This is a genomic window from Bacillus thuringiensis (assembly GCF_022095615.2).
GTDB classification, from domain to species: domain Bacteria; phylum Bacillota; class Bacilli; order Bacillales; family Bacillaceae_G; genus Bacillus_A; species Bacillus_A cereus_AG.
The window spans coordinates 3,627,035-3,648,465 of sequence record NZ_CP155559.1 but is presented as its reverse complement, the minus strand read 5'-3'; the positions used below and the strand labels follow the sequence as shown (position 1 = coordinate 3,648,465).

Sequence of the window (21,431 nt, the reverse complement as noted above, 5' to 3'; positions counted from 1 at the left end):
TCTTTTCTTTCGTGTTGCTTACGAGGGATTTGAGTAGTTTCTCTTAGAATGCCTATGATAGAATATATAGGGTGAAAGAGAGCGATTACAGATGTCAATAGTATGAATGAATCAAAGAAAATAATGTGACGGAGCGTGAGAATCTTGAATGAAGTTGTACAAGTTCCTGTTACCGATGTAAAGGGAATCGGAGGAGAAACATCTGAATTACTACACGAGATGGGAATTTATACAGTTTCTCATCTATTAGAACATTTTCCGTACCGTTATGAAGATTATGCGATGAAAGATCTTGCTGAAGTAAAGCATGATGAACGGGTAACAGTTGAGGGGAAAGTTCATAGTGCTCCTTTACTGCAATATTATGGGAAAAAGAAGTCGCGTCTTACGGTTCGTGTCCTCGTCGGTCGTTATTTAATTACAGCTGTATGTTTTAATAGGCCGTACTATAAGCAAAAGTTAAATTTAGATGAAACGGTAACGATTACTGGTAAATGGGATCAGCATCGTCAAACGATTGCGGTATCAGAGCTTCATTTTGGACCGGTTGTACGTCAACAAGAAGTAGAGCCTGTATACTCAGTGAAAGGAAAACTTACAGTAAAACAGATGCGTCGTTTTATTGCCCAAGCGTTAAAGGAGTATGGAGACTCTATAGTTGAAGTGTTGCCTGATGGATTGCTAAGTCGATATAAATTATTGCCGCGTTATGAAGCGCTTCGGGCGTTGCATTTTCCAGTAGGACAGGAAGATTTAAAACAAGCACGTCGCCGTTTTGTATATGAGGAGTTTTTCTTATTTCAGCTGAAAATGCAAACATTACGGAAAATGGAGAGGGAAAATTCGAAAGGGACAAAAAAAGAAATTCCTTCAGCAGAATTGCAAGAGTTTATCGATGCGCTTCCGTTTCCCTTAACTGGTGCACAGCGCCGGGTTGTAGATGAAATTATGAAAGATATGACATCTCCTTATCGGATGAATCGTCTGTTGCAAGGTGATGTAGGTTCTGGGAAAACAGTTGTTGCAGCAATTGGCCTTTATGCAGCGAAATTAGCACATTATCAAGGTGCTTTAATGGTTCCTACAGAAATTTTAGCAGAGCAACATTATCAATCGCTCGCAGAGACATTCTCGCACTTTGGTATGAAGGTCGAATTGTTAACAAGTTCTGTTAAAGGTGTAAGGCGTCGAGAGATTTTGGCGAAATTAGAACAAGGAGAAATAGATATCCTTGTTGGAACACATGCTTTAATTCAAGATGAAGTTATTTTTCATAGGTTAGGTCTCGTTATTACTGATGAACAACATCGATTTGGTGTAGCGCAGCGACGAGTTTTAAGGGAGAAAGGTGAAAGTCCAGATGTTTTATTTATGACGGCGACACCAATACCGCGTACGTTAGCAATTACTGCATTTGGAGAGATGGATGTTTCTATAATCGATGAGATGCCAGCTGGTAGAAAGGTAATTGAAACATACTGGGCAAAACATGATATGTTAGATCGAGTTCTCGGTTTTGTGGAGAAGGAGATAAAAAAAGGAAGACAAGCATATGTTATTTGTCCCCTTATTGAAGAATCTGAGAAACTTGATGTACAAAATGCGATCGACTTACATAGTATGCTGACTCATCATTATCAAGGGAAATGCCAAGTCGGATTAATGCATGGAAGACTATCATCTCAAGAAAAAGAAGAGATAATGGGGCAATTTAGTGAAAATAAAGTACAAATTCTCGTGTCAACAACAGTTGTTGAGGTAGGTGTAAACGTACCGAATGCGACTGTAATGGTTATTTATGATGCAGAGCGTTTCGGTTTATCGCAGCTCCATCAGCTCAGGGGGCGTGTTGGGCGTGGTAGTGAACAATCATATTGTTTATTAATTGCGGATCCAAAATCGGAAACGGGAAAAGAGCGTATGCGTATTATGACCGAAACGAATGATGGATTTGTATTGTCAGAAAAAGATTTAGAGTTAAGAGGTCCTGGAGATTTCTTTGGAAGTAAGCAAAGTGGTTTGCCAGAATTCAAGGTTGCTGATATGGTACATGATTATCGAGCGTTAGAAACAGCTAGACAAGATGCGGCGTTACTAGTAGATTCAGAAGCGTTTTGGCATAATGATCAGTATGCTTCGCTGCGTACTTATCTTGACGGGACAGGTGTGTTCCAAGGAGAGAAGCTCGATTAAAGGGAGGCAACGAAAGTTTTTGTTGCATTCTACTTTTAATGATTATATACTACTGTTAGTACCTAGTCATAAAAATGGATGGTGCGGTATGAAAAAAAGAAGAAGTAAAAAAGAAAGACAAGAATTATTACAACAAACAATAGAAACGAATCCTTTTATTACGGATGAAGATTTAGCAGAAAAATTTCAAGTGAGTATACAAACTGTACGTCTTGATCGTATGGAATTATCTATTCCTGAATTAAGAGAAAGAATTAAACATGTAGCTACAAAGCAACATGAAGAAGATGTGAAATCTTTACCGTTAGAAGAGGTTGTCGGAGAAATTATCGATATAGAATTAGATAGACATGCGATTTCTATCTTTGAAGTAAAGGTAGAACACGTATTTAAAAGAAATCAGATTGCCCGTGGGCATCATTTGTTTGCGCAAGCAAACTCACTAGCTGTTGCGGTTATTGATGAAGAATTAGCTTTAACTGCAAAGTCTACCATTCGATACATTCGTCCTGTAAAATTAGGAGAGCGTGTTGTTGCAAAAGCGCGCGTTGAAGATGTAGAGAATGATAAAGGACGGACCGTTGTCAAAGTGCGTAGCTTTGTTGGAGAAGAACTTGTTTTTACAGGCACTTTTGAAATGTATCGATCTAGTAATTATAGTGAGGAAGGTAACAACTTATGAAAATCGCAATAGATGCAATGGGCGGCGATCATGCTCCAAAGGCTGTCGTATTAGGAGCAATGAAAGCTATTAAGGAATATACTGATTTACATATTACGTTAGTAGGTAAAGAAGAGGAAATTCGTCAATACTTAACGAGTGAAGAACGAATTACTATACTTCATACAGATGAAAAAATCGAATCGACAGATGAACCAGTAAGAGCGGTTCGTCGAAAAAAACAAGCTTCAATGGTACTAGCAGCGCAGCAAGTGAAAGACGGCGTAGCTAATGCTTGTATATCAGCTGGTAGTACAGGAGCTTTAATGGCGGCTGGATTGTTTGTTGTAGGTCGTATGGAAGGGATTGAGCGACCAGCATTATCCCCTACAATGCCAACTGTTGATGGAGAAGGTTTTGTTATGTTAGATGTTGGAGCGAACGTTGATGCAAAACCAATTCATTTATATCAATATGCAGTAATGGGATCTGTATACGCTGAGAAAGTAAGAGGAATTAAAAATCCTCGCGTTGGCCTTTTAAACGTTGGAACAGAGGATGGCAAAGGGAACGAGCTTTCAAAACAAGTCTTTGCAATGCTTAAGGATGCCCCAATTAATTTCGTTGGGAACGTTGAATCAAGAGATTTATTGCAAGGTGTAGCAGATGTTGTTGTATGTGATGGTTTTACAGGGAATGTAGCACTGAAATCATTAGAAGGAACAGCACTTGCATTATTCTCTATGTTAAAAGAGCAATTGATGAGTTCGTTTACGAGCAAATTAGCAGCAGCGGTATTAAAGCCAAAACTTATGGTATTAAAAGATAAAATGGATTATTCGGAGTATGGAGGAGCGGCATTATTTGGATTGAAAGCTCCTGTCATTAAGGCTCACGGTTCTTCCAATGACCAATCAATATTTAGTGCGATTCGTCAAACGAGAGAAATGGTAGCGAAAGAAGTTATCCCTACTATTTCAAGCGTAATGGAGAAAGAGCCACTCCAATAAGAGGAGGATTTGAAATGGGAAAACTAGCATTTCTTTTTCCGGGCCAAGGTTCACAGGCAGTTGGAATGGGTAAACAGTTAGCGGAGAATAATAAAGAGGTTGCAAATGTGTTTGCAAAAGCAGATGAGGTGTTGCAAGATTCACTTTCAGAAGTGATTTTTGAAGGGCCGCAGGAAAAGCTGACGTTAACGACAAATGCGCAGCCTGCCTTATTAACAACGAGTTTTGCTATTTTGACAGCTTTGAAAGAGTATGATATTACACCAGACTTTGTTGCAGGACATAGTTTAGGTGAATATAGCGCTCTTGTAGCAGCGGGTGCAATAACTTTTGAAGACGCTGTATATGCTGTAAGGAAACGTGGGGAATACATGGAAGAAGCTGTTCCTGGCGGAGAAGGTGCAATGGCGGCTATTTTAGGTGCTGATCCACATGTGCTGAAACAAGTTACAGAAGAAGTAACAAGTGAAGGATATGCAGTACAAATCGCTAATATGAATAGTACGAAGCAAATTGTGATTTCTGGAACAAAGCAAGGAGTCGAGATTGCTTCTCAAAGAGCGAAAGAAAATGGTGCAAAGAGAGCAATTCCGCTTAAGGTAAGTGGACCGTTCCACTCTTCGCTTATGAAGCCAGCAGCGGAGAAGTTCCAAAGTGTCTTAAATGAAATTACAATTCAAGATACAAATATTCCTGTTATCGCGAATGTAACAGCAGACGTTATTACAAGTGGTGCACATATTCAAGAAAAGCTAATTGAACAGCTCTATTCGCCTGTCTTATGGTACCCATCCATTGAAAACATGGTGAATCAAGGGGTAGATACATTTATTGAGATTGGACCTGGGAAAGTACTTGCTGGACTTATGAAGTCAATTGATTCATCAGTGAAAGCATATGCGATATACGATGAAGAGACCTTAAAAGATACCATTTCGAATTTGAGAGGAGAAAACTGATGTTAAAAGGGAAAGTAGCATTAGTAACTGGCGCTTCGCGTGGAATTGGTCGTGCGATTGCGATTGATTTAGCGAAACAAGGGGCAAATGTTGTAGTAAATTATGCTGGTAATGAGCAAAAGGCAAATGAAGTAGTTGATGAAATAAAGAAATTAGGTTCGGATGCAATTGCAGTAAGAGCAGATGTTGCAAATGCTGAAGATGTGACAAATATGGTGAAACAAACTGTAGATACATTTGGACAAGTTGATATTCTTGTAAATAATGCGGGTGTAACAAAAGATAATTTATTAATGCGTATGAAAGAAGAAGAATGGGATACAGTTATTAATACAAACCTAAAAGGTGTATTTTTATGTACGAAGGCAGTATCTCGATATATGATGCGTCAACGTCATGGACGTATTATTAATATCGCTTCTGTTGTTGGAGTAACAGGTAATCCAGGACAAGCAAACTATGTAGCTGCTAAAGCGGGTGTAATTGGATTAACAAAAACATCAGCAAAAGAGTTAGCGAGCCGTAATATTACTGTAAATGCAATTGCTCCTGGGTTTATTGCGACAGATATGACAGATGTATTAGATGAAAATATAAAAGCTGAAATGTTAAAATTAATTCCTGTAGCTCAGTTTGGTGAAGCGGAGGATATCGCAAATGCTGTAACGTTTTTTGCTTCTGATCAAAGCAAATATGTTACAGGTCAAACGTTAAATGTTGATGGCGGTATGGTAATGTAATAAAAGAATTGATTTCGGCTAGTTTTTTTGGTCAATATTTAATATAATATTTGAGGGGAGGTGAATGGAATGGCAGATGTTTTAGAGCGTGTAACAAAAATCATCGTTGATCGTTTAGGTGTAGAAGAAACTGAAGTAGTACCAGCTGCGAGCTTTAAAGAAGATTTAGGCGCAGACTCCCTAGATGTAGTAGAACTTGTAATGCAATTGGAAGATGAATTCGAAATGGAAATTTCTGATGAAGATGCTGAAAAGATTGCTACTGTTGGCGATGCTGTGACTTACATAGAGAGTCATCTATAATGCTTAAGTGAAGTCCCGTTTTTTAGCGGGGCTTCTCGGCTTATATCTGGAGGGACTTATGCCGTACCGAAAACATAGAGAAAAAAAATACGAAACAAAATATCGTGAAGCGTTTAAAGTATTTCAAGAAGAGATAGGTATTACGTTTTCAGATGAAAAATTATTGATTCAAGCATTTACGCATTCATCGTATGTGAATGAGCATCGAAAAAAACCGCATGAGGACAATGAGCGTCTTGAATTTCTTGGTGATGCTGTATTGGAACTCACTGTATCACAGTATCTGTTTCAAAAATATCCGACAATGAGCGAAGGAGAGTTAACAAAACTACGTGCAGCTATTGTATGTGAACCATCTCTTGTTCGTTTTGCAAACGAATTGTCATTTGGTAGCCTTGTTTTATTAGGGAAAGGTGAGGAAATGACGGGTGGACGTGAACGACCAGCTTTATTAGCGGATGTCTTTGAAGCGTTTATTGGTGCCCTTTATCTTGATCAAGGGCTTGAAACAGTTTGGGGATTCTTAAAAGAAGTTGTATATCCGAAAATTAATGAAGGTGCTTTTTCTCATGTGATGGATTATAAGAGTCAATTACAAGAGTTGATTCAGCGTGATGGTAGTGGCAATATTGAGTATCAAATTTTGCAAGAAAAAGGACCGGCTCATAACCGAGAATTTGTGTCACGTGTAACTTTAAATAATGAGGCATTAGGTCTTGGAAGTGGCAAGTCGAAAAAAGAAGCAGAGCAACAAGCTGCTGCAGAAGCATTGAAAAAATTAAAAGAACAACTATAAGGAATCCCCCTTTGAATGAGGGGGATTCCTTATGCATAGAATGAAACTTTCTTTTTATTTGTGAATAAAAGGAAGGGAAATCCGTATAATAGCTTGTTTTTGTATAGACAACAGTTATAACAACGGAGAATAGGAGGAAGGCCTTTCGTGTTTTTAAAAAGATTAGAAATAGCAGGGTTTAAGTCTTTTGCTGAGCGTGTATCTGTTGATTTTGTCCCAGGTGTAACTTCTGTAGTAGGACCTAACGGAAGTGGGAAAAGTAATATTACTGATGCGATTCGCTGGGTACTTGGTGAACAATCTGCAAAATCATTACGTGGTGCAAAGATGGAGGATATTATTTTTGCAGGCAGTGATACGAGAAGAGCAGTTAATGTTGCTGAAGTAACATTAACTTTAAATAATGAAGATCAACGTTTACCGATTGAATATAATGAGGTGTGTGTAACTCGTCGTGTATCTCGTTCTGGTGATAGTGATTTCTATATTAATAAACAATCATGTAGATTGAAAGATATTATCGATTTATTTATGGACTCTGGTATGGGGAGAGAAGCTTTTTCAATTATTAGCCAGGGGAAAGTCGAAGAGATTTTAAGTAGTAAATCAGAAGAACGTCGTGGTGTATTTGAAGAAGCGGCGGGAGTGCTGAAATACAAACTTCGTAAAAAGAAAGCTGAAGTGAAATTAGCAGAAACACAAGAAAACTTAAATCGTGTACAAGATATCATTCACGAATTAAGTAGTCAAGTAGAACCTTTAGAAAGACAAGCCTCTATTGCGAAAGATTATCTCGAGAAAAAAGAAGAATTAGAGAAAGTAGAAGCGGCGCTTATTGTACATGAAATTGAAGAATTACATGAGAAATGGGAAGCGCTTCGAAATCAGTTTGGGCATAATAAAAACGAAGAAGCTAAAATGTCAACGCATTTACAAAAAGGTGAAGAAGAGCTTGAGGAATTACGAGGGCAATTACAAGCAGTAGATGAGTCTGTAGATTCCTTACAAGAAGTACTTCTTCTTTCTAGTAAAGAGCTAGAAAAGTTAGAAGGACAGCGTGAGTTATTAAAAGAGAGAAAACAAAATGCAACGACGCATTGTGCACAACTCGAACAGTTAATTGTTGAATTAACAGAGAAAGCTACAAGTTATGATGAGGAAATTGAATCCAGTACAGAAGTGTTGATGCAATTTGTAAATCAAGTAAAAGAGTTGGAGACGAAATTGCATGATAATGAGCTACTGCTTGCAAATTTTGCTGACAATTTAGAAGAACAAATTGAGAATTTAAAAGGTGACTATATTGAACTTTTAAATCAACAAGCTAGTCATCGTAATGAGTTATCTATGATTGAAGAACAATCTAAACAACAAAACTCAAAAAATGAACGCCTCGATGAAGAAAATGCGAAATATGTAGAAATACGTATGGAAATTACAGCGAAAAAGACGAAGCTTGTGGAAAGTTATGAGCAAGTGAAAGAAAAAGTAGCTGGAATCCTTTCTAATATACAAAAAACAGAAACGGCACTTGGGAAATGCAAGACCCAGTATAGTGAAAACGAAACAAAACTGTATCAAGCGTATCAATTTGTACAACAGGCACGTTCTCGAAAAGAAATGCTAGAAGAGATGCAAGAAGATTACTCTGGTTTCTATCAAGGGGTACGTGAAGTATTAAAAGCTAGAGAAGATAGGTTGCAAGGTATCGAGGGTGCTGTTGCAGAACTGTTAACGGTACCGAAAGAATATGAAATTGCAATGGAGATTGCTCTAGGTGCAGCAATGCAGCATATTGTCGTACAAAAAGAAGAACATGCTCGTAATGCAATTACGTTTTTAAAACAAAATAAACATGGACGAGCAACGTTTTTACCGCAAGCTGTTATTAAAAGTAGATCGTTATCATTTGAACAATTACGTATTGTAAACCAGCACCCATCGTTTGTAGGTGTGGCGGCAGAGCTTGTGCAATATAACAATAAATATGAAAATGTAGTTTCAAATTTATTAGGTACTGTTATTGTTGCGAAAGATTTACGTGGGGCGAATGAGTTGGCGAAACAACTGCAATACCGATATCGCATTGTAACAATCGAAGGTGATGTAGTGAACCCTGGCGGTTCTATGACTGGTGGAGCGGTAAAGCAGGCGAAATCTTCTTTATTAGGACGTCAACGTGAACTAGAAGAGTGGACGAGCAAGTTAACTGATATGGAAGAAAAAACAACGAAGTTAGAAAACTTTGTTAAAGCAGTAAAGCAAGAGATTCAAGAAAAAGAAGTGCAAATACGCGAACTAAGGCAAAGTGTAGAAGCAGAGCGTGTAGATGAACAGAAATTAAGAGAAGAAATTAGTCGCTTAGAATTAGAAGAACATCGTATTAATGATCGTTTATCTATTTACGATTTAGAGATTGAAGGATTTTTACAAGATCAAGTGAAAATACAAGGGCGCAAAGAAGAGCTAGAAAAGATTTTAGCAACGCTTCAAGCGGAGATTACGGAATTAGATAGCAAAATTGTTGCTTTAACAAAACAAAAAAGTGAGCAGCATTCTTCGAAAGAAAAAGTACAAAAAGAAATGACTGAGTTAAAAGTGTTAGCGGCTGAAAAGCAACAACGCCTATCTAATCAAAAAGAAAAAGTTGAACGATTGACGAAGGAAAAAGAAGAAACGGATGCAACCCTTGTCAAAACAAAAGAGGATTTAGCATTCTTAAAACAAGAAATGACATCTAATTCAAGTGGTGAAGAACAGATTACGAATATGATTGAGAAGAAAGCGTATGATCGTAATCAAACTTCAGAGTTAATTCGCTCTCGCCGGGAACAACGCGTATCGTTACAAGAGAGAGTAGAACATTTAGAGCGTAATCTGAAAGAAACAACAGGTAAACATAAATACATTCTTGAGATGCTGAAAAATCAAGAAGTAAAAATAAACCGACTTGATGTAGAGTTAGAAAATAGATTACAACATTTACGTGAAACATATACGATTTCATTTGAAGCAGCAAAACTGAAGTATACAATGATGATGCCTGCCGAAGATGCACGTAAAAAGGTGAAACTAATTAAACTATCCATCGAAGAGCTAGGCGCAGTAAACTTAGGGGCAATTGAAGAGTATGAGCGTGTAGCGGAGCGTCATACATTCTTACTAGAGCAAAAAGATGACCTAGAAGAAGCGAAAACGACATTGCACCAACTTATTACTGAAATGGATGAAGAAATGAAAAAACGCTTCTCTACTACGTTTGAAGGAATTCGAATGGAGTTTCAATCGGTATTCTCTGAATTATTTGGAGGCGGTAGAGCGGATCTAGTCATGACGAATCCAGAGGACTTATTAAATACGGGTATTGATATTGTAGCGCAGCCGCCAGGGAAGAAACTGCAAAACTTAGGCTTACTTTCTGGTGGAGAGCGTGCTTTAACAGCAATTGCGCTTTTATTTGGTATTTTAAAAGTGCGCCCAGTCCCATTCTGTGTACTAGATGAGGTAGAGGCGGCTCTTGATGAGGCGAATGTTGCCCGTTTTGCGCAGTATTTAAAGAGATTTAGTGATGAGACACAGTTTATTGTCATTACACATAGAAAAGGTACAATGGAAGAGTCTGACGTATTGTACGGTGTAACAATGCAAGAGTCAGGGGTATCTAAACTTGTTTCGGTTCGTTTAGATGATGGAGAAGAACTAGTTGCAAGTAATTAGGAAGGATGAGACAGTATGAGCTTCTTTAAAAAATTAAAAGAAAAAATTTCAAAACAAACAGATACAGTAACAGAGAAATTTAAAAATGGATTAGAAAAAACGAGAAATTCGTTTGCAGATAAAGTAAATGATTTAGTTTATCGTTATCGTAAAGTAGATGAAGATTTCTTTGAGGAATTAGAAGAGATTTTAATTGGTGCAGATGTCGGAGTTTCGACGGTAATGGAATTAATTGATCAATTGAAAGAAGAAGTGCAACGTCGTAACATCCAAGACCCAAAAGAAGTACAAGCTGTTATTTCAGAAAAGTTAGTAGGGATTTACAAAGGCGATAGTGAGTTTAGTAATGAAATTAATGTGCAAGAGGATCAATTAACAGTTGTTTTATTTGTCGGTGTTAACGGCGTAGGGAAAACGACGACGATTGGTAAACTAGCACATAAATTCAAATCAGAAGGTAAGTCTGTCCTATTGGCGGCAGGAGATACATTCCGTGCGGGAGCGATTGAACAATTAGAAGTATGGGGCGATCGCGTTGGTGTAGAAGTGATTAAACAAGGATCAGGATCTGATCCAGCGGCGGTTATGTATGACGCTGTACAAGCCGCGAAAGCACGTAAAGTAGACGTATTACTATGTGACACAGCAGGACGCTTACAAAACAAAGTAAACTTAATGAAAGAGTTAGAGAAAGTGAAGCGTGTAATTGAGCGTGAAGTACCGGGGGCTCCTCACGAAGTATTACTTGTTATTGATGCAACAACAGGACAAAACGGTTTAAGTCAAGCGAAAACATTCCGTGAAGCAACAAATGTTACTGGTATTGTTTTAACGAAGTTAGATGGAACTGCTAAAGGTGGTATTGTATTAGCGATTCGTAACGAAATGGATGTACCGGTGAAATTCGTTGGATTAGGAGAGCAAATGGATGACTTACAGCAGTTTGATCCAGAACAATATGTGTATGGTTTATTTGCGAACTTAGTAGAAACAGAAGAAGTATAAGTGAAAGAAGCGGTATTTTCCGCTTCTTTTTCTATAAAAATATGTGATGTTAAGAAAAAAACTTGACACTCTTTTGTACTCCATGTAAACTAATTCATGTAAAGGGAAATCACTTAACAAAGGATGATCCAACATGCTCGAGAAAACAACGAGAATGAACTATTTATTTGATTTTTATCAATCGTTGTTAACGCAAAAACAAAGAAGTTATATGTCGCTTTATTATCTAGATGATTTATCTCTTGGTGAAATTGCGGAAGAATTTGATGTAAGTCGCCAAGCCGTGTATGATAACATTAAACGGACTGAAGCGATGCTTGAAGAATATGAAGATAAATTAGTATTACTTCAAAAGTTTCAAGAGCGACAGCGACTTGTTGCAAAGCTAAAACAGCTAATCAGCGAAGAAGAGCATGTGAATGAAGAAATGAAACAAGTTGTTGAAGCTATCGAAAAATTAGATTAGGAGGGCGGCAATATGGCATTTGAAGGATTAGCCGACCGACTTCAACAGACAATGCAAAAAATCCGCGGCAAAGGAAAAGTTTCTGAAGCCGATGTGAAAGAAATGATGAGAGAAGTTCGTCTAGCTCTTTTAGAAGCGGACGTTAACTTTAAAGTAGTAAAAGATTTTGTAAAGCGTGTGTCTGAACGTGCTGTCGGACAAGATGTAATGACAAGTTTGACACCTGGACAACAAGTAATTAAAGTCGTACAGGAAGAACTTACAGAACTTATGGGCGGAGAGCAAAGCAAAATTGCTGTTGCTAATAGGCCACCGACTGTTATAATGATAGTTGGTCTGCAAGGTGCGGGTAAAACAACGACGACAGGTAAGCTTGCGAATTTGCTTCGTAAAAAGCATAATCGTAAACCAATGCTTGTTGCAGCGGATATTTACCGTCCAGCAGCGATTAAACAGCTTGAAACATTAGGGAAGCAATTGGACATGCCTGTATTCTCTTTAGGAGATCAAGTAAGTCCTGTTGAAATTGCGAAACAAGCGATTGCAAAAGCAAAAGAAGATCATCACGATTATGTTTTAATTGATACAGCAGGTCGCCTGCATATTGATGAAGAACTAATGGATGAATTAGCGAAAGTGAAAGAAGTTGCGAAACCGGATGAAATTTTCCTTGTTGTCGATGCGATGACGGGACAAGACGCGGTAAATGTTGCACAAAGTTTCCATGAACAGTTAGGTTTAACAGGTGTTGTATTAACGAAATTAGATGGTGATACGCGCGGTGGTGCGGCATTATCTATTAAGGCGGTAACAAATACACCGATTAAATTTGCAGGTATGGGTGAAAAACTAGATGCGATTGAAGCGTTCCATCCAGAGCGTATGGCATCCCGTATTTTAGGGATGGGAGACGTCTTAACATTAATTGAAAAAGCGCAAGCTACAGTTGATGAAGAGAAAGCAAAAGAACTTGAGCAAAAAATGCGTACGCTTTCGTTTACGCTTGACGATTTCCTAGAACAACTTGGACAAGTGCGTCAACTTGGACCGCTTGATGAATTGTTAGGAATGCTTCCTGGTGCAAATAAAATTAAAGGGCTGAAAAATGCGCAAGTTGATGAAAAACAAATTGGGCATATTGAGGCAATTATTCGTTCTATGACTAAATTAGAGCGAGAACAACCGGAAATAATCAATGCTAGTCGCAAAAAGCGCATTGCCAAAGGTAGCGGTACAACGGTACAAGAGATCAATCGTTTAATCAAGCAATTTGATGATATGAAAAAGATGATGAAAACGATGACTGGAATGCAAAAAGGTAAGAAAAAAGGACTAGGTGGATTGAAGTTTCCATTCATGTAAGGAAAAAAGATGGCTCTGTTAAGAAAAAATACTTTACAAAGCAATAGTCTTTTTGCTAATATAATTATCTGTGTGAAATAAATTCGGAGGTGCTTTATAAATGGCAGTTAAAATTCGTTTAAAACGTATGGGAGCTAAAAAAACTCCTTTCTATCGTGTAGTTGTTGCAGATTCTCGTTCTCCTCGTGACGGACGTTTCATTGAGGAAATCGGTACTTACAATCCGGTTGCTCAACCAGCTGAAGTTAAGATCAACGAAGAAGCAGCATTAAAATGGTTAGGAAATGGTGCTAAACCATCTGATACAGTTCGTAACTTATTCTCTAACCAAGGTATCATGGAGAAATTCCACTTATCTAAACAAGGTAAGTAATTGAGGCAATGACTATGAAGAAGTTAGTCGAGACGATTGTCAAGCCTCTTGTCGATTATCCTGAAGATGTAAAAGTTACACAGGAACTTTACAACGGAGAGATAAAGTATCGATTAACTGTGCATCCTGAGGATGTTGGAAAAGTCATTGGAAAGCAAGGGAGAGTTGCGAAAGCAATTCGAATGCTCTTGTATTCAGTGGGACATCATAATGATGAAAAAGTAACACTGGAAATTCAATAAATGTAAAAAGGGCGAGGAGTTATTTCCTCTCCCTTTTTTAACATTTAAAGAGAAGTTGAATGTTCCATATATGAAATGGAAATGCTTAATTTATATAGAAACCAGGGGTGACATACTATTTATGACAAAGTGGTTTAACGTAGGGAAAATTGTAAATACTCATGGGGTAAGAGGAGAAATTCGTGTTATTTCTCGTACTGATTTTCCAGAAGAGCGATATAAAGTAGGAAACACGTTATACATAAGTAATGAGAAAAGTACAGACTACCTTCCGGTGAAAGTAACTTCTCATCGTCAACATAAGACGTTTGATCTATTAACATTTGAAGGATACAACAATGTAGATGAAGCAGAGAAGTTTAAAGGTTCTTTAATAAAAGTACCAGAAGAGCAGTTAGGCGAACTAGCTGAAGGTGAATACTACTACCATGAAATTATTGGTTGCAACGTTGTAACGGAAGAAGGAGAAGCGTTAGGAACAATAAAAGAGATTTTATCTCCTGGTGCAAATGATGTTTGGGTAATTAAACGTCCAAAAGGTCAAGATCTATTAATTCCTTATATTGATGATGTTGTACTTCAAGTTAACATTGAGAATAAATTAGTAACCATTCATGTAATGGAAGGATTGCTATAATGAAAATTGACATTTTAACATTGTTTCCAGATATGTTTACAGGTGTGTTTGGATCTTCAATTTTAAAGAAAGCACAAGAAAAAGAAGCGGTAGAGCTTCGTGTTGTCAATTTCCGCGATTATACAACGAGTAAGCATAATAGCGTAGATGATTATCCGTATGGTGGTGGCGCTGGGATGGTATTAACCCCCCAGCCTATCTTTGATGCAGTGGAAGAGTTAACGAAGGAAACAGACCGTAAACCGAGAGTTGTCCTAATGTGTCCGCAAGGGGAGCGTTTTACGCAGAAGAAGGCAGAAGAACTTGCTGAAGAAGAGCATGTTATTTTTGTATGTGGTCATTATGAAGGCTACGATGAACGAATTCGTGAGCATCTCGTAACAGATGAGATTTCTATCGGAGACTACGTATTAACCGGTGGAGAGTTAGCCTCTATGGTTATTACTGATAGTGTCGTGCGTCTCCTGCCGGGAGTGCTAGGAAATCATGCTTCGCAAGTCGAGGATTCGTTTAGTACAGGTTTATTAGAGCATCCTCATTATACACGTCCAGCTGATTTTCGTGGTATGAAGGTACCGAATGTATTAATGTCAGGAAATCATAAAAATATTGATGAATGGCGACACAAAGAATCACTACGTCGTACGTACACGCGTAGACCGGATTTACTGGAAGAACGAGAATTATCTAAGCAAGAAGCGAAATGGCTAGAACAGATTAAAGAAGACAAGTAAGGGCTTGATATATTTCCTATTGCAACAGTCCTAGCAATATGCTATTATAACACTTGTGCTACTGAAATCAGTGGCCGTATTAACGATGTTCCGCTGTAATTTATTAAGACTTTATAAGAGCATCTGTTTAAAGGAGAGAATTTAATATGCAACAATTAATCGCAGAAATTACTCAAGGCCAATTAAAAACTGACCTTCCTTCATTCCGTCCTGGAGACACTTTACGTGTACACGTAAAAGTAGTTGAGGGAACTCGTGAAAGAATTCAGCTTTTTGAAGGTGTTGTAATTAAACGTCGTGGTGGCGGAATCAGTGAAACATTCACAGTTCGTAAGATTTCTTACGGTGTAGGTGTTGAGCGTACGTTCCCAGTGCACACGCCAAGAATCGCGAAACTTGAAGTACTTCGCCGTGGTAAAGTACGTCGTGCTAAGTTATACTACTTACGTAACCTTCGCGGTAAAAAAGCACGTATTAAAGAAATTCGATAAGACATGTATGGGAGCTTGTAAATACACAAGCTCCCTTTTTCCAATCTATATAAAATTTTGATATAATACGAGCAGCTTACATAATCGTGGAGGGGAAATGCATGAAGAAAGAAAAGAGTTCACTTTGGGAATGGATCAAGGCAATTTTGATTGCTGTTGTATTAGCGGGTGTTATTAGACAGTTTTTCTTTGCACCAATTCTCGTAGATGGAGTGTCGATGGCGTCTACTTTACATGATCGCGATCGAATGATTGTCAATAAAATTGGTTATCACATAGGAGATCCGAAACGATTTGATATTATCGTATTCCGAGCAACGGAAGATAAGGATTATATTAAGCGCATTATCGGCCTACCAGGCGATGAAATAGAGTATCGTAATGATAAACTATATGTTAACGGAAAGGCTTATGAGGAGCCGTATTTAGACAAGCAGAAAAAACAAATTGCTGACGGACCGCTTACATATGATTTTACTCTTGAAGAAATGACAGGGAAGAAAACTGTTCCAGAAGGTCAATTATTTGTTTTAGGCGATAATCGTCGTTTTAGTAAAGATAGTCGTTCAATTGGTACAATTTCAATGGACCAAGTGATTGGAAAAGCAAATATACTATATTGGCCGTTAAAAGATGCTCGTATTGTGAAATAAAAGAAAAAGAAGGTGGCAACATGGTAATTCAATGGTTCCCGGGACATATGGCAAAGGCTAGACGCCAAGTAACAGAAAAATTAAAGTTAATTGATGTTGTAATTGAGCTTGTAGATGCTCGATTACCTTTATCTTCTAGAAATCCAATGATCGATGAGATCATTACACATAAACCGAGGCTTGTTGTTTTAAATAAAGCGGATATGGCAGATGATCGTTTAACAAAGCAATGGATCGCATATTTTAAAGAAAAAGGCCAAATGGCAATTTCGATTAACGCACAAGCTGGACAAGGTATGAAAGAAATTGCAGCGGCTTGTAAAGTGTTGGTGAAAGAAAAATTTGATAAAATGGTTGCAAAAGGTATTAGACCGAGAGCGATTCGTGCGTTAATTGTAGGTATACCGAATGTTGGTAAATCAACGTTAATTAATAAGTTAGCGAAGAAAAATATTGCTAAAACAGGAGATCGTCCTGGGGTGACAACAGCTCAACAATGGATTAAAGTTGGGAAGGAAATGGAACTGTTAGATACACCGGGTATTTTATGGCCTAAATTTGAAGATCAACTAGTGGGTCTTCGTTTAGCAACAACGGGCGCAATTAAAGATTCAATTTTAAATTTACAGGATGTTGCTGTTTACGCTTTACGTTTTATGGAGAAACATTACCCAGAACGTTTGAAAGAGCGATATAATTTAAATGAAATTCCAGAAGATATTGTGGAGTTATTCGATGCAATTGGAAAAAATAGAGGCTGTTTAATGGGCGGCGGAATGATTGATTATGATAAAACATCTGAGCTTGTACTTCGTGAGCTTCGTGGTGGAAAACTTGGAAAAATGACGTTTGAAACACCAGAAGAGTTTGCGGAGCAAGCAGAAGGTGTTGAAAAAGTAGAAGAAGTATAAGACGTGCGTTTGTACGTCTTTTCTTTTTTGTATATAAAGGGAGTGTGCGTGAATGCAAAAAGTGACTATTCAAGAAGCGGAACATTTACTGCAAGAAATTATCAGTGAAGAGGACGACCGCTTTCAAACATTAATGAAAGATGAACGAAAAGGGGTACAAAAGCTCATTTTGAAGTGGCATAAACAAAAAGAGTTAACGCAGAAAGAAAAAGAAAAGTTTTTCGAAATGTCCAAGTATGAGATTGCATTACGTGAAAAAGGGCTCACATTTATTGCGGGTATAGATGAAGTAGGGCGTGGACCGCTAGCTGGGCCTGTTGTGACGGCGGCTGTTGTCCTTCCAGAAGATTTTTATATTCCAGGGTTAAATGACTCGAAGAAGCTGAGTGAGGCGAAGCGAGAGCGTTTTTATGATGAAATTAAAGCACAAGCAATTGCAATTGGAGTTGGAATTGTATCACCACAAATTATTGATGAGATCAATATTTATCAAGCGACGAAACAAGCGATGTTAGATGCTGTTGCGAATTTATCTTGTGCACCAGAATATTTATTAATTGATGCGATGAAACTTCCTACACCAATTCCGCAAACATCCATTATTAAAGGTGATGCGAAAAGTATTTCTATTTCAGCTGCATCCATTATTGCGAAAGTAACGAGAGATCGTATGATGAAAGAGCTTGGAGAAAAGTATCCTGCATATGGATTTGAACAACATATGGGATATGGCACAAAACAACATTTAGAAGCGATTGAAGCGCATGGGGTATTAGAAGAACATCGAAAATCGTTTGCACCAATTAAAGATATGATTCAAAAATAAGCTGCGAATATGCAGCTTATTTTTTTATTTTGGTATATGAACATTATTATTTTCAAAAAAGAATAAAGCGATTTCAGTTTTCTGACACTTTATTGTAGACAGCGTGCCAATCATCTTATACAATGGCAATGTAATGTTTTTTAAACATTAAAAAACTTTTCGAGTAAAACAGGAAAACAGGGGAGGATGGGACCATGAATATCCATGAGTACCAAGGTAAGGCAGTCCTTAGAAGCTATGGGGTTAGCGTTCCGAACGGGAAGGTTGCATTTACAGTAGAAGAAGCTGTAGAAGCAGCGAAAGAATTAGGAACGGATGTATGTGTAGTAAAAGCACAAATTCACGCTGGTGGACGCGGCAAAGCTGGCGGAGTAAAAGTTGCAAAAAATTTAGATGAAGTTCGTACATATGCAGAGAGCATTTTAGGAACTACACTTGTGACACATCAAACAGGTCCTGAAGGTAAGGAAGTGAAGCGCTTACTTATCGAAGAAGGTTGCGATATTAAAAAAGAATATTATGTTGGTCTAGTTTTAGATCGTGCAACTTCTCAAGTTGTTTTAATGGCATCTGAAGAAGGTGGCACAGAAATTGAAGAAGTAGCAGAGCAAACACCTGAAAAGATCTTTAAAGAATATATTGATCCAGCAGTAGGCTTACAAGGCTTCCAAGCGCGCCGAATCGCGTTTAACATCAATATTCCAAAAGAGCTTGTAGGACAAACTGTGAAGTTTATGATGGGCTTATACCGTGCGTTTATCGAAAAAGATTGCTCTATCGCGGAGATTAATCCACTTGTTACAACAGGTGACGGTAAAGTTATGGCATTAGATGCGAAATTAAACTTTGATTCTAATGCTTTATATCGCAATAAAGACATTTTAGAACTTCGTGATCTTGATGAAGAAGATTCAAAAGAAATTGAAGCTTCTAAATATGACTTAAACTACATTCCTTTAGATGGAAATATCGGTTGTATGGTTAATGGTGCAGGTTTAGCGATGGCTACAATGGATATCATTAAACATTACCATGGCGATCCAGCTAACTTCTTAGATGTTGGTGGCGGTGCAACAGCTGAAAAAGTTACAGAAGCATTCAAAATTATCCTTTCTGACAAAAATGTAAAAGGTATCTTCGTTAACATTTTTGGTGGCATTATGAAGTGTGATGTTATCGCAGAAGGTGTTATTGAAGCGACGAAACAAGTAGGTCTTGAATTGCCTTTAGTTGTACGTCTTGAAGGTACAAACGTAGAGTTAGGTAAGAAGATTTTAAATGAGTCTGGCTTAAATATTGTTGCAGCAGAATCTATGGCAGACGGTGCACAAAAAATTGTTTCACTAGTGGGCTAATAGAAAGCGGGGGAGAAAAATGAGCGTATTAGTTAATAAAGATACAAAAGTTATTGTTCAAGGTATTACAGGTTCTCAAGGGTTATTCCACACAAAACAAATGATTGAATACGGTACGAAGATTGTCGGTGGTGTAACGCCAGGTAAAGGTGGCACTGATATTGAAGGTGTACCAGTATTTGATACTGTAGAAGATGCAGTGAAAGCAACAGGCGCAAACGCTTCAGTTGTATACGTTCCACCCGCTTTTGCGGCTGATGCAATTATGGAAGCGGTTGATGCAGAAATCGATTTAGTAGTATGTATTACTGAAGGAATTCCTGTATTAGATATGGTAAACGTAAAGAGATATATGGCGGGTAAACATACACGTTTACTTGGACCAAACTGTCCTGGTGTTATTACACCTGATGAATGCAAAATTGGTATTATGCCAGGGTACATTCATAAAAAAGGCCATGTAGGTATCGTATCTCGCTCTGGTACATTAACGTATGAGGCTGTACATCAGTTAACACAAGAAGGTATTGGCCAATCTACTGCTGTAGGTATCGGCGGGGACCCAGTTAACGGTACGGACTTTATTGATGCGTTAAAAGCATTTAATGAAGATGAAGAAACACATGCTGTAATTATGATTGGTGAAATCGGTGGTACAGCGGAAGAAGAGGCAGCTGAATGGGTGAAAGCTAATATGACAAAACCTGTTGTAGGCTTCATTGGTGGCCAAACAGCGCCTGCTGGCAAACGTATGGGCCATGCTGGTGCAATCATCTCTGGTGGTAAAGGAACTGCTGCTGAGAAGATTAAAACGATGGAAGCTTGTGGTATTAAAGTAGCGGAAACTCCAGCGGTTATGGGCGAAACGCTAATCTCTGTCTTAAAAGAAAAAGGTTTATTTGAGACTTGTAAAAACTACTAATCTGTTGAAAGACACCTTCTTGCTTGAAGGTGTCTTTTTACGCAATTCTTGTTTACATAATAAAAATTATGGGTAAGGAGAATTAAGATGAAAAGAGAACGATTATTACATCTTCATTATTTTTTAGCAGATCATTGGAATGCGATGGAAAGACTACTATATGTCGATGCTGAATTGAATGGAATATACACTTTTAATGCAAAACAAATGGAATACTACACTGGAATATCCTCGAAAAAATCTTCAGAATTAGTAATTTTTCTTCAAAGTTCAAATCTCTCGCAATACATATCTTATTTAGAGAAAAATAGAATCTTTTATATGACTATATGGGATGAAGATTATCCACAATTATTACGTGAAATACAAGATCCACCCTTTGTGTTATATGGAAAAGGAGAGAAGGATTTTCTTAATAAAGCGAATAAGTTAGCGGTTATTGGAACGAGAGAACCGACTTTATATGGGCATGAGAGTTTGAAATTTATTTTACACCCATTATTAGAAAGGGAATGGCTTATTGTCAGTGGGTTTGCAAGAGGGATAGATACAATGTCTCATGAAATTACAGTAAGACAGAATTGTCCGACCATTGCAATACTAGGGCATGGATTATCGTATATGTATCCAAAAGAGAATAGACATTTATATGAAAAGTGGAATGAATATATATTGTTATTAACAGAATATCCGCCGCACTATGCACCGAAAAAATGGTATTTTCCAAAAAGGAACCGGATTATTAGTGGTATAAGTAAGGGTGTTTTAGTTGTAGAAGCGAAATCAAGAAGTGGAACACTTATTACTGCGGATCTTGCTTTAGAGCAAAATAGAGAGGTATTTGCACTTCCTGGACCTATATTTATAGATAGTTCATCAGGAACGAATCATCTGATTCAACAAGGAGCAAAACTAGTAAGAAATGCAGAAGATATCTTGGAGGAGATTTTAAATTAACCTTATATTTTTATGTTTTTATTAAACAATTATTGACAAATGGTAGATAGGCACTGTATGGTATATTCATTCTTGATTGACAAAAACAAGAGAAATCAATAAGATTGATGAAGACTTG

22 protein-coding genes are annotated in these 21,431 nt (G+C 37.7%); all 22 read left to right on the top strand.

Annotated features, from left to right (window positions below):
• Positions 1-144: 144 nt before the first annotated feature.
• The 22 genes from recG (at position 145) to dprA (ending at position 21,313) form a co-directional block, all read left to right on the top strand.
• Positions 145-2,193: an ATP-dependent DNA helicase RecG gene (gene recG, locus KZZ19_RS18745; RefSeq protein ID WP_088097500.1), complete on the top strand. Its 2,049-nt coding sequence runs from the start codon at positions 145-147 to the stop codon at positions 2,191-2,193.
• Between the two features lie 88 nt (positions 2,194-2,281).
• Positions 2,282-2,875, top strand: a complete 594-nt coding sequence (fapR, locus tag KZZ19_RS18740) for a transcription factor FapR (protein ID WP_000747352.1) — start codon at positions 2,282-2,284, stop codon at positions 2,873-2,875.
• Positions 2,872-3,864, top strand: coding sequence for a phosphate acyltransferase PlsX (gene plsX / locus KZZ19_RS18735; protein ID WP_237979343.1), 993 nt, complete (start codon positions 2,872-2,874; stop codon positions 3,862-3,864). The genes fapR and plsX overlap by 4 nt, the downstream gene beginning before the upstream one ends.
• A 14-nt stretch (positions 3,865-3,878) precedes the next feature.
• Positions 3,879-4,823 carry an ACP S-malonyltransferase gene (gene fabD / locus KZZ19_RS18730; RefSeq protein ID WP_237979340.1) on the top strand — a complete coding sequence of 315 codons (945 nt, stop codon included), beginning with the start codon at positions 3,879-3,881 and terminating at the stop codon, positions 4,821-4,823.
• Positions 4,823-5,563, top strand: coding sequence for a 3-oxoacyl-[acyl-carrier-protein] reductase (gene fabG / locus KZZ19_RS18725; RefSeq protein ID WP_061678211.1), 741 nt, complete (start codon positions 4,823-4,825; stop codon positions 5,561-5,563). The genes fabD and fabG overlap by 1 nt, the downstream gene beginning before the upstream one ends.
• 69 nt (positions 5,564-5,632) lie before the next feature.
• A complete protein-coding gene (acpP, locus tag KZZ19_RS18720; RefSeq protein ID WP_000786062.1) occupies positions 5,633-5,866 on the top strand; it encodes an acyl carrier protein in 234 nt (77 codons plus the stop codon).
• Positions 5,867-5,924: 58 nt separating this feature from the next.
• Positions 5,925-6,662 (top strand): ribonuclease III, encoded by a 738-nt coding sequence (rncS, locus tag KZZ19_RS18715; RefSeq protein ID WP_098341877.1) that lies wholly within the window; start codon positions 5,925-5,927, stop codon positions 6,660-6,662.
• 147 nt (positions 6,663-6,809) lie between these two features.
• On the top strand, positions 6,810-10,379 hold the full coding sequence (gene smc, locus KZZ19_RS18710; protein WP_237979338.1) for a chromosome segregation protein SMC: 3,570 nt from the start codon (positions 6,810-6,812) through the stop codon (positions 10,377-10,379).
• Positions 10,380-10,394: 15 nt separating this feature from the next.
• Entirely contained in the window at positions 10,395-11,384 is a 990-nt protein-coding gene (gene ftsY, locus KZZ19_RS18705; RefSeq protein ID WP_088097495.1) for a signal recognition particle-docking protein FtsY, read from the top strand.
• A 133-nt stretch (positions 11,385-11,517) separates the two neighbouring features.
• Positions 11,518-11,850 (top strand): putative DNA-binding protein, encoded by a 333-nt coding sequence (locus KZZ19_RS18700; protein WP_000891061.1) that lies wholly within the window; start codon positions 11,518-11,520, stop codon positions 11,848-11,850.
• Between the two features lie 12 nt (positions 11,851-11,862).
• Positions 11,863-13,212: a signal recognition particle protein gene (ffh, locus tag KZZ19_RS18695; RefSeq protein ID WP_237979336.1), complete on the top strand. Its 1,350-nt coding sequence runs from the start codon at positions 11,863-11,865 to the stop codon at positions 13,210-13,212.
• Between the two features lie 100 nt (positions 13,213-13,312).
• The gene (gene rpsP / locus KZZ19_RS18690; protein ID WP_000268750.1) at positions 13,313-13,585 is read left to right on the top strand and encodes a 30S ribosomal protein S16; all 273 of its coding nucleotides are present in this window, start codon (positions 13,313-13,315) and stop codon (positions 13,583-13,585) included.
• A 14-nt stretch (positions 13,586-13,599) separates the two neighbouring features.
• Complete coding sequence (locus KZZ19_RS18685) at positions 13,600-13,827, top strand: KH domain-containing protein (protein ID WP_016118543.1); 228 nt, start codon at positions 13,600-13,602, stop codon at positions 13,825-13,827.
• 121 nt (positions 13,828-13,948) lie between these two features.
• Positions 13,949-14,464, top strand: a complete 516-nt coding sequence (gene rimM / locus KZZ19_RS18680) for a ribosome maturation factor RimM (protein ID WP_048546010.1) — start codon at positions 13,949-13,951, stop codon at positions 14,462-14,464.
• Positions 14,464-15,198 carry a tRNA (guanosine(37)-N1)-methyltransferase TrmD gene (gene trmD, locus KZZ19_RS18675; RefSeq protein WP_064475006.1) on the top strand — a complete coding sequence of 245 codons (735 nt, stop codon included), beginning with the start codon at positions 14,464-14,466 and terminating at the stop codon, positions 15,196-15,198. Before rimM ends, trmD begins: the two co-directional genes overlap by 1 nt.
• A gap of 146 nt (positions 15,199-15,344) precedes the next feature.
• On the top strand, positions 15,345-15,689 hold the full coding sequence (rplS, locus tag KZZ19_RS18670) for a 50S ribosomal protein L19 (RefSeq protein WP_001186518.1): 345 nt from the start codon (positions 15,345-15,347) through the stop codon (positions 15,687-15,689).
• Positions 15,690-15,790: 101 nt separating this feature from the next.
• Positions 15,791-16,342 carry a signal peptidase I gene (gene lepB, locus KZZ19_RS18665; RefSeq protein WP_000711857.1) on the top strand — a complete coding sequence of 184 codons (552 nt, stop codon included), beginning with the start codon at positions 15,791-15,793 and terminating at the stop codon, positions 16,340-16,342.
• Between the two features lie 20 nt (positions 16,343-16,362).
• Positions 16,363-17,253 (top strand): ribosome biogenesis GTPase YlqF, encoded by an 891-nt coding sequence (gene ylqF, locus KZZ19_RS18660; protein WP_098341879.1) that lies wholly within the window; start codon positions 16,363-16,365, stop codon positions 17,251-17,253.
• 52 nt (positions 17,254-17,305) lie between these two features.
• The gene (locus KZZ19_RS18655; protein WP_098341880.1) at positions 17,306-18,079 is read left to right on the top strand and encodes a ribonuclease HII; all 774 of its coding nucleotides are present in this window, start codon (positions 17,306-17,308) and stop codon (positions 18,077-18,079) included.
• Positions 18,080-18,273: 194 nt separating this feature from the next.
• The gene (gene sucC, locus KZZ19_RS18650) at positions 18,274-19,434 is read left to right on the top strand and encodes an ADP-forming succinate--CoA ligase subunit beta (RefSeq protein ID WP_076539696.1); all 1,161 of its coding nucleotides are present in this window, start codon (positions 18,274-18,276) and stop codon (positions 19,432-19,434) included.
• A gap of 19 nt (positions 19,435-19,453) precedes the next feature.
• On the top strand, positions 19,454-20,356 hold the full coding sequence (sucD, locus tag KZZ19_RS18645; RefSeq protein WP_000115178.1) for a succinate--CoA ligase subunit alpha: 903 nt from the start codon (positions 19,454-19,456) through the stop codon (positions 20,354-20,356).
• An 87-nt stretch (positions 20,357-20,443) separates the two neighbouring features.
• A complete protein-coding gene (gene dprA / locus KZZ19_RS18640; protein WP_237979334.1) occupies positions 20,444-21,313 on the top strand; it encodes a DNA-processing protein DprA in 870 nt (289 codons plus the stop codon).
• Positions 21,314-21,431 lie beyond the last annotated feature (118 nt).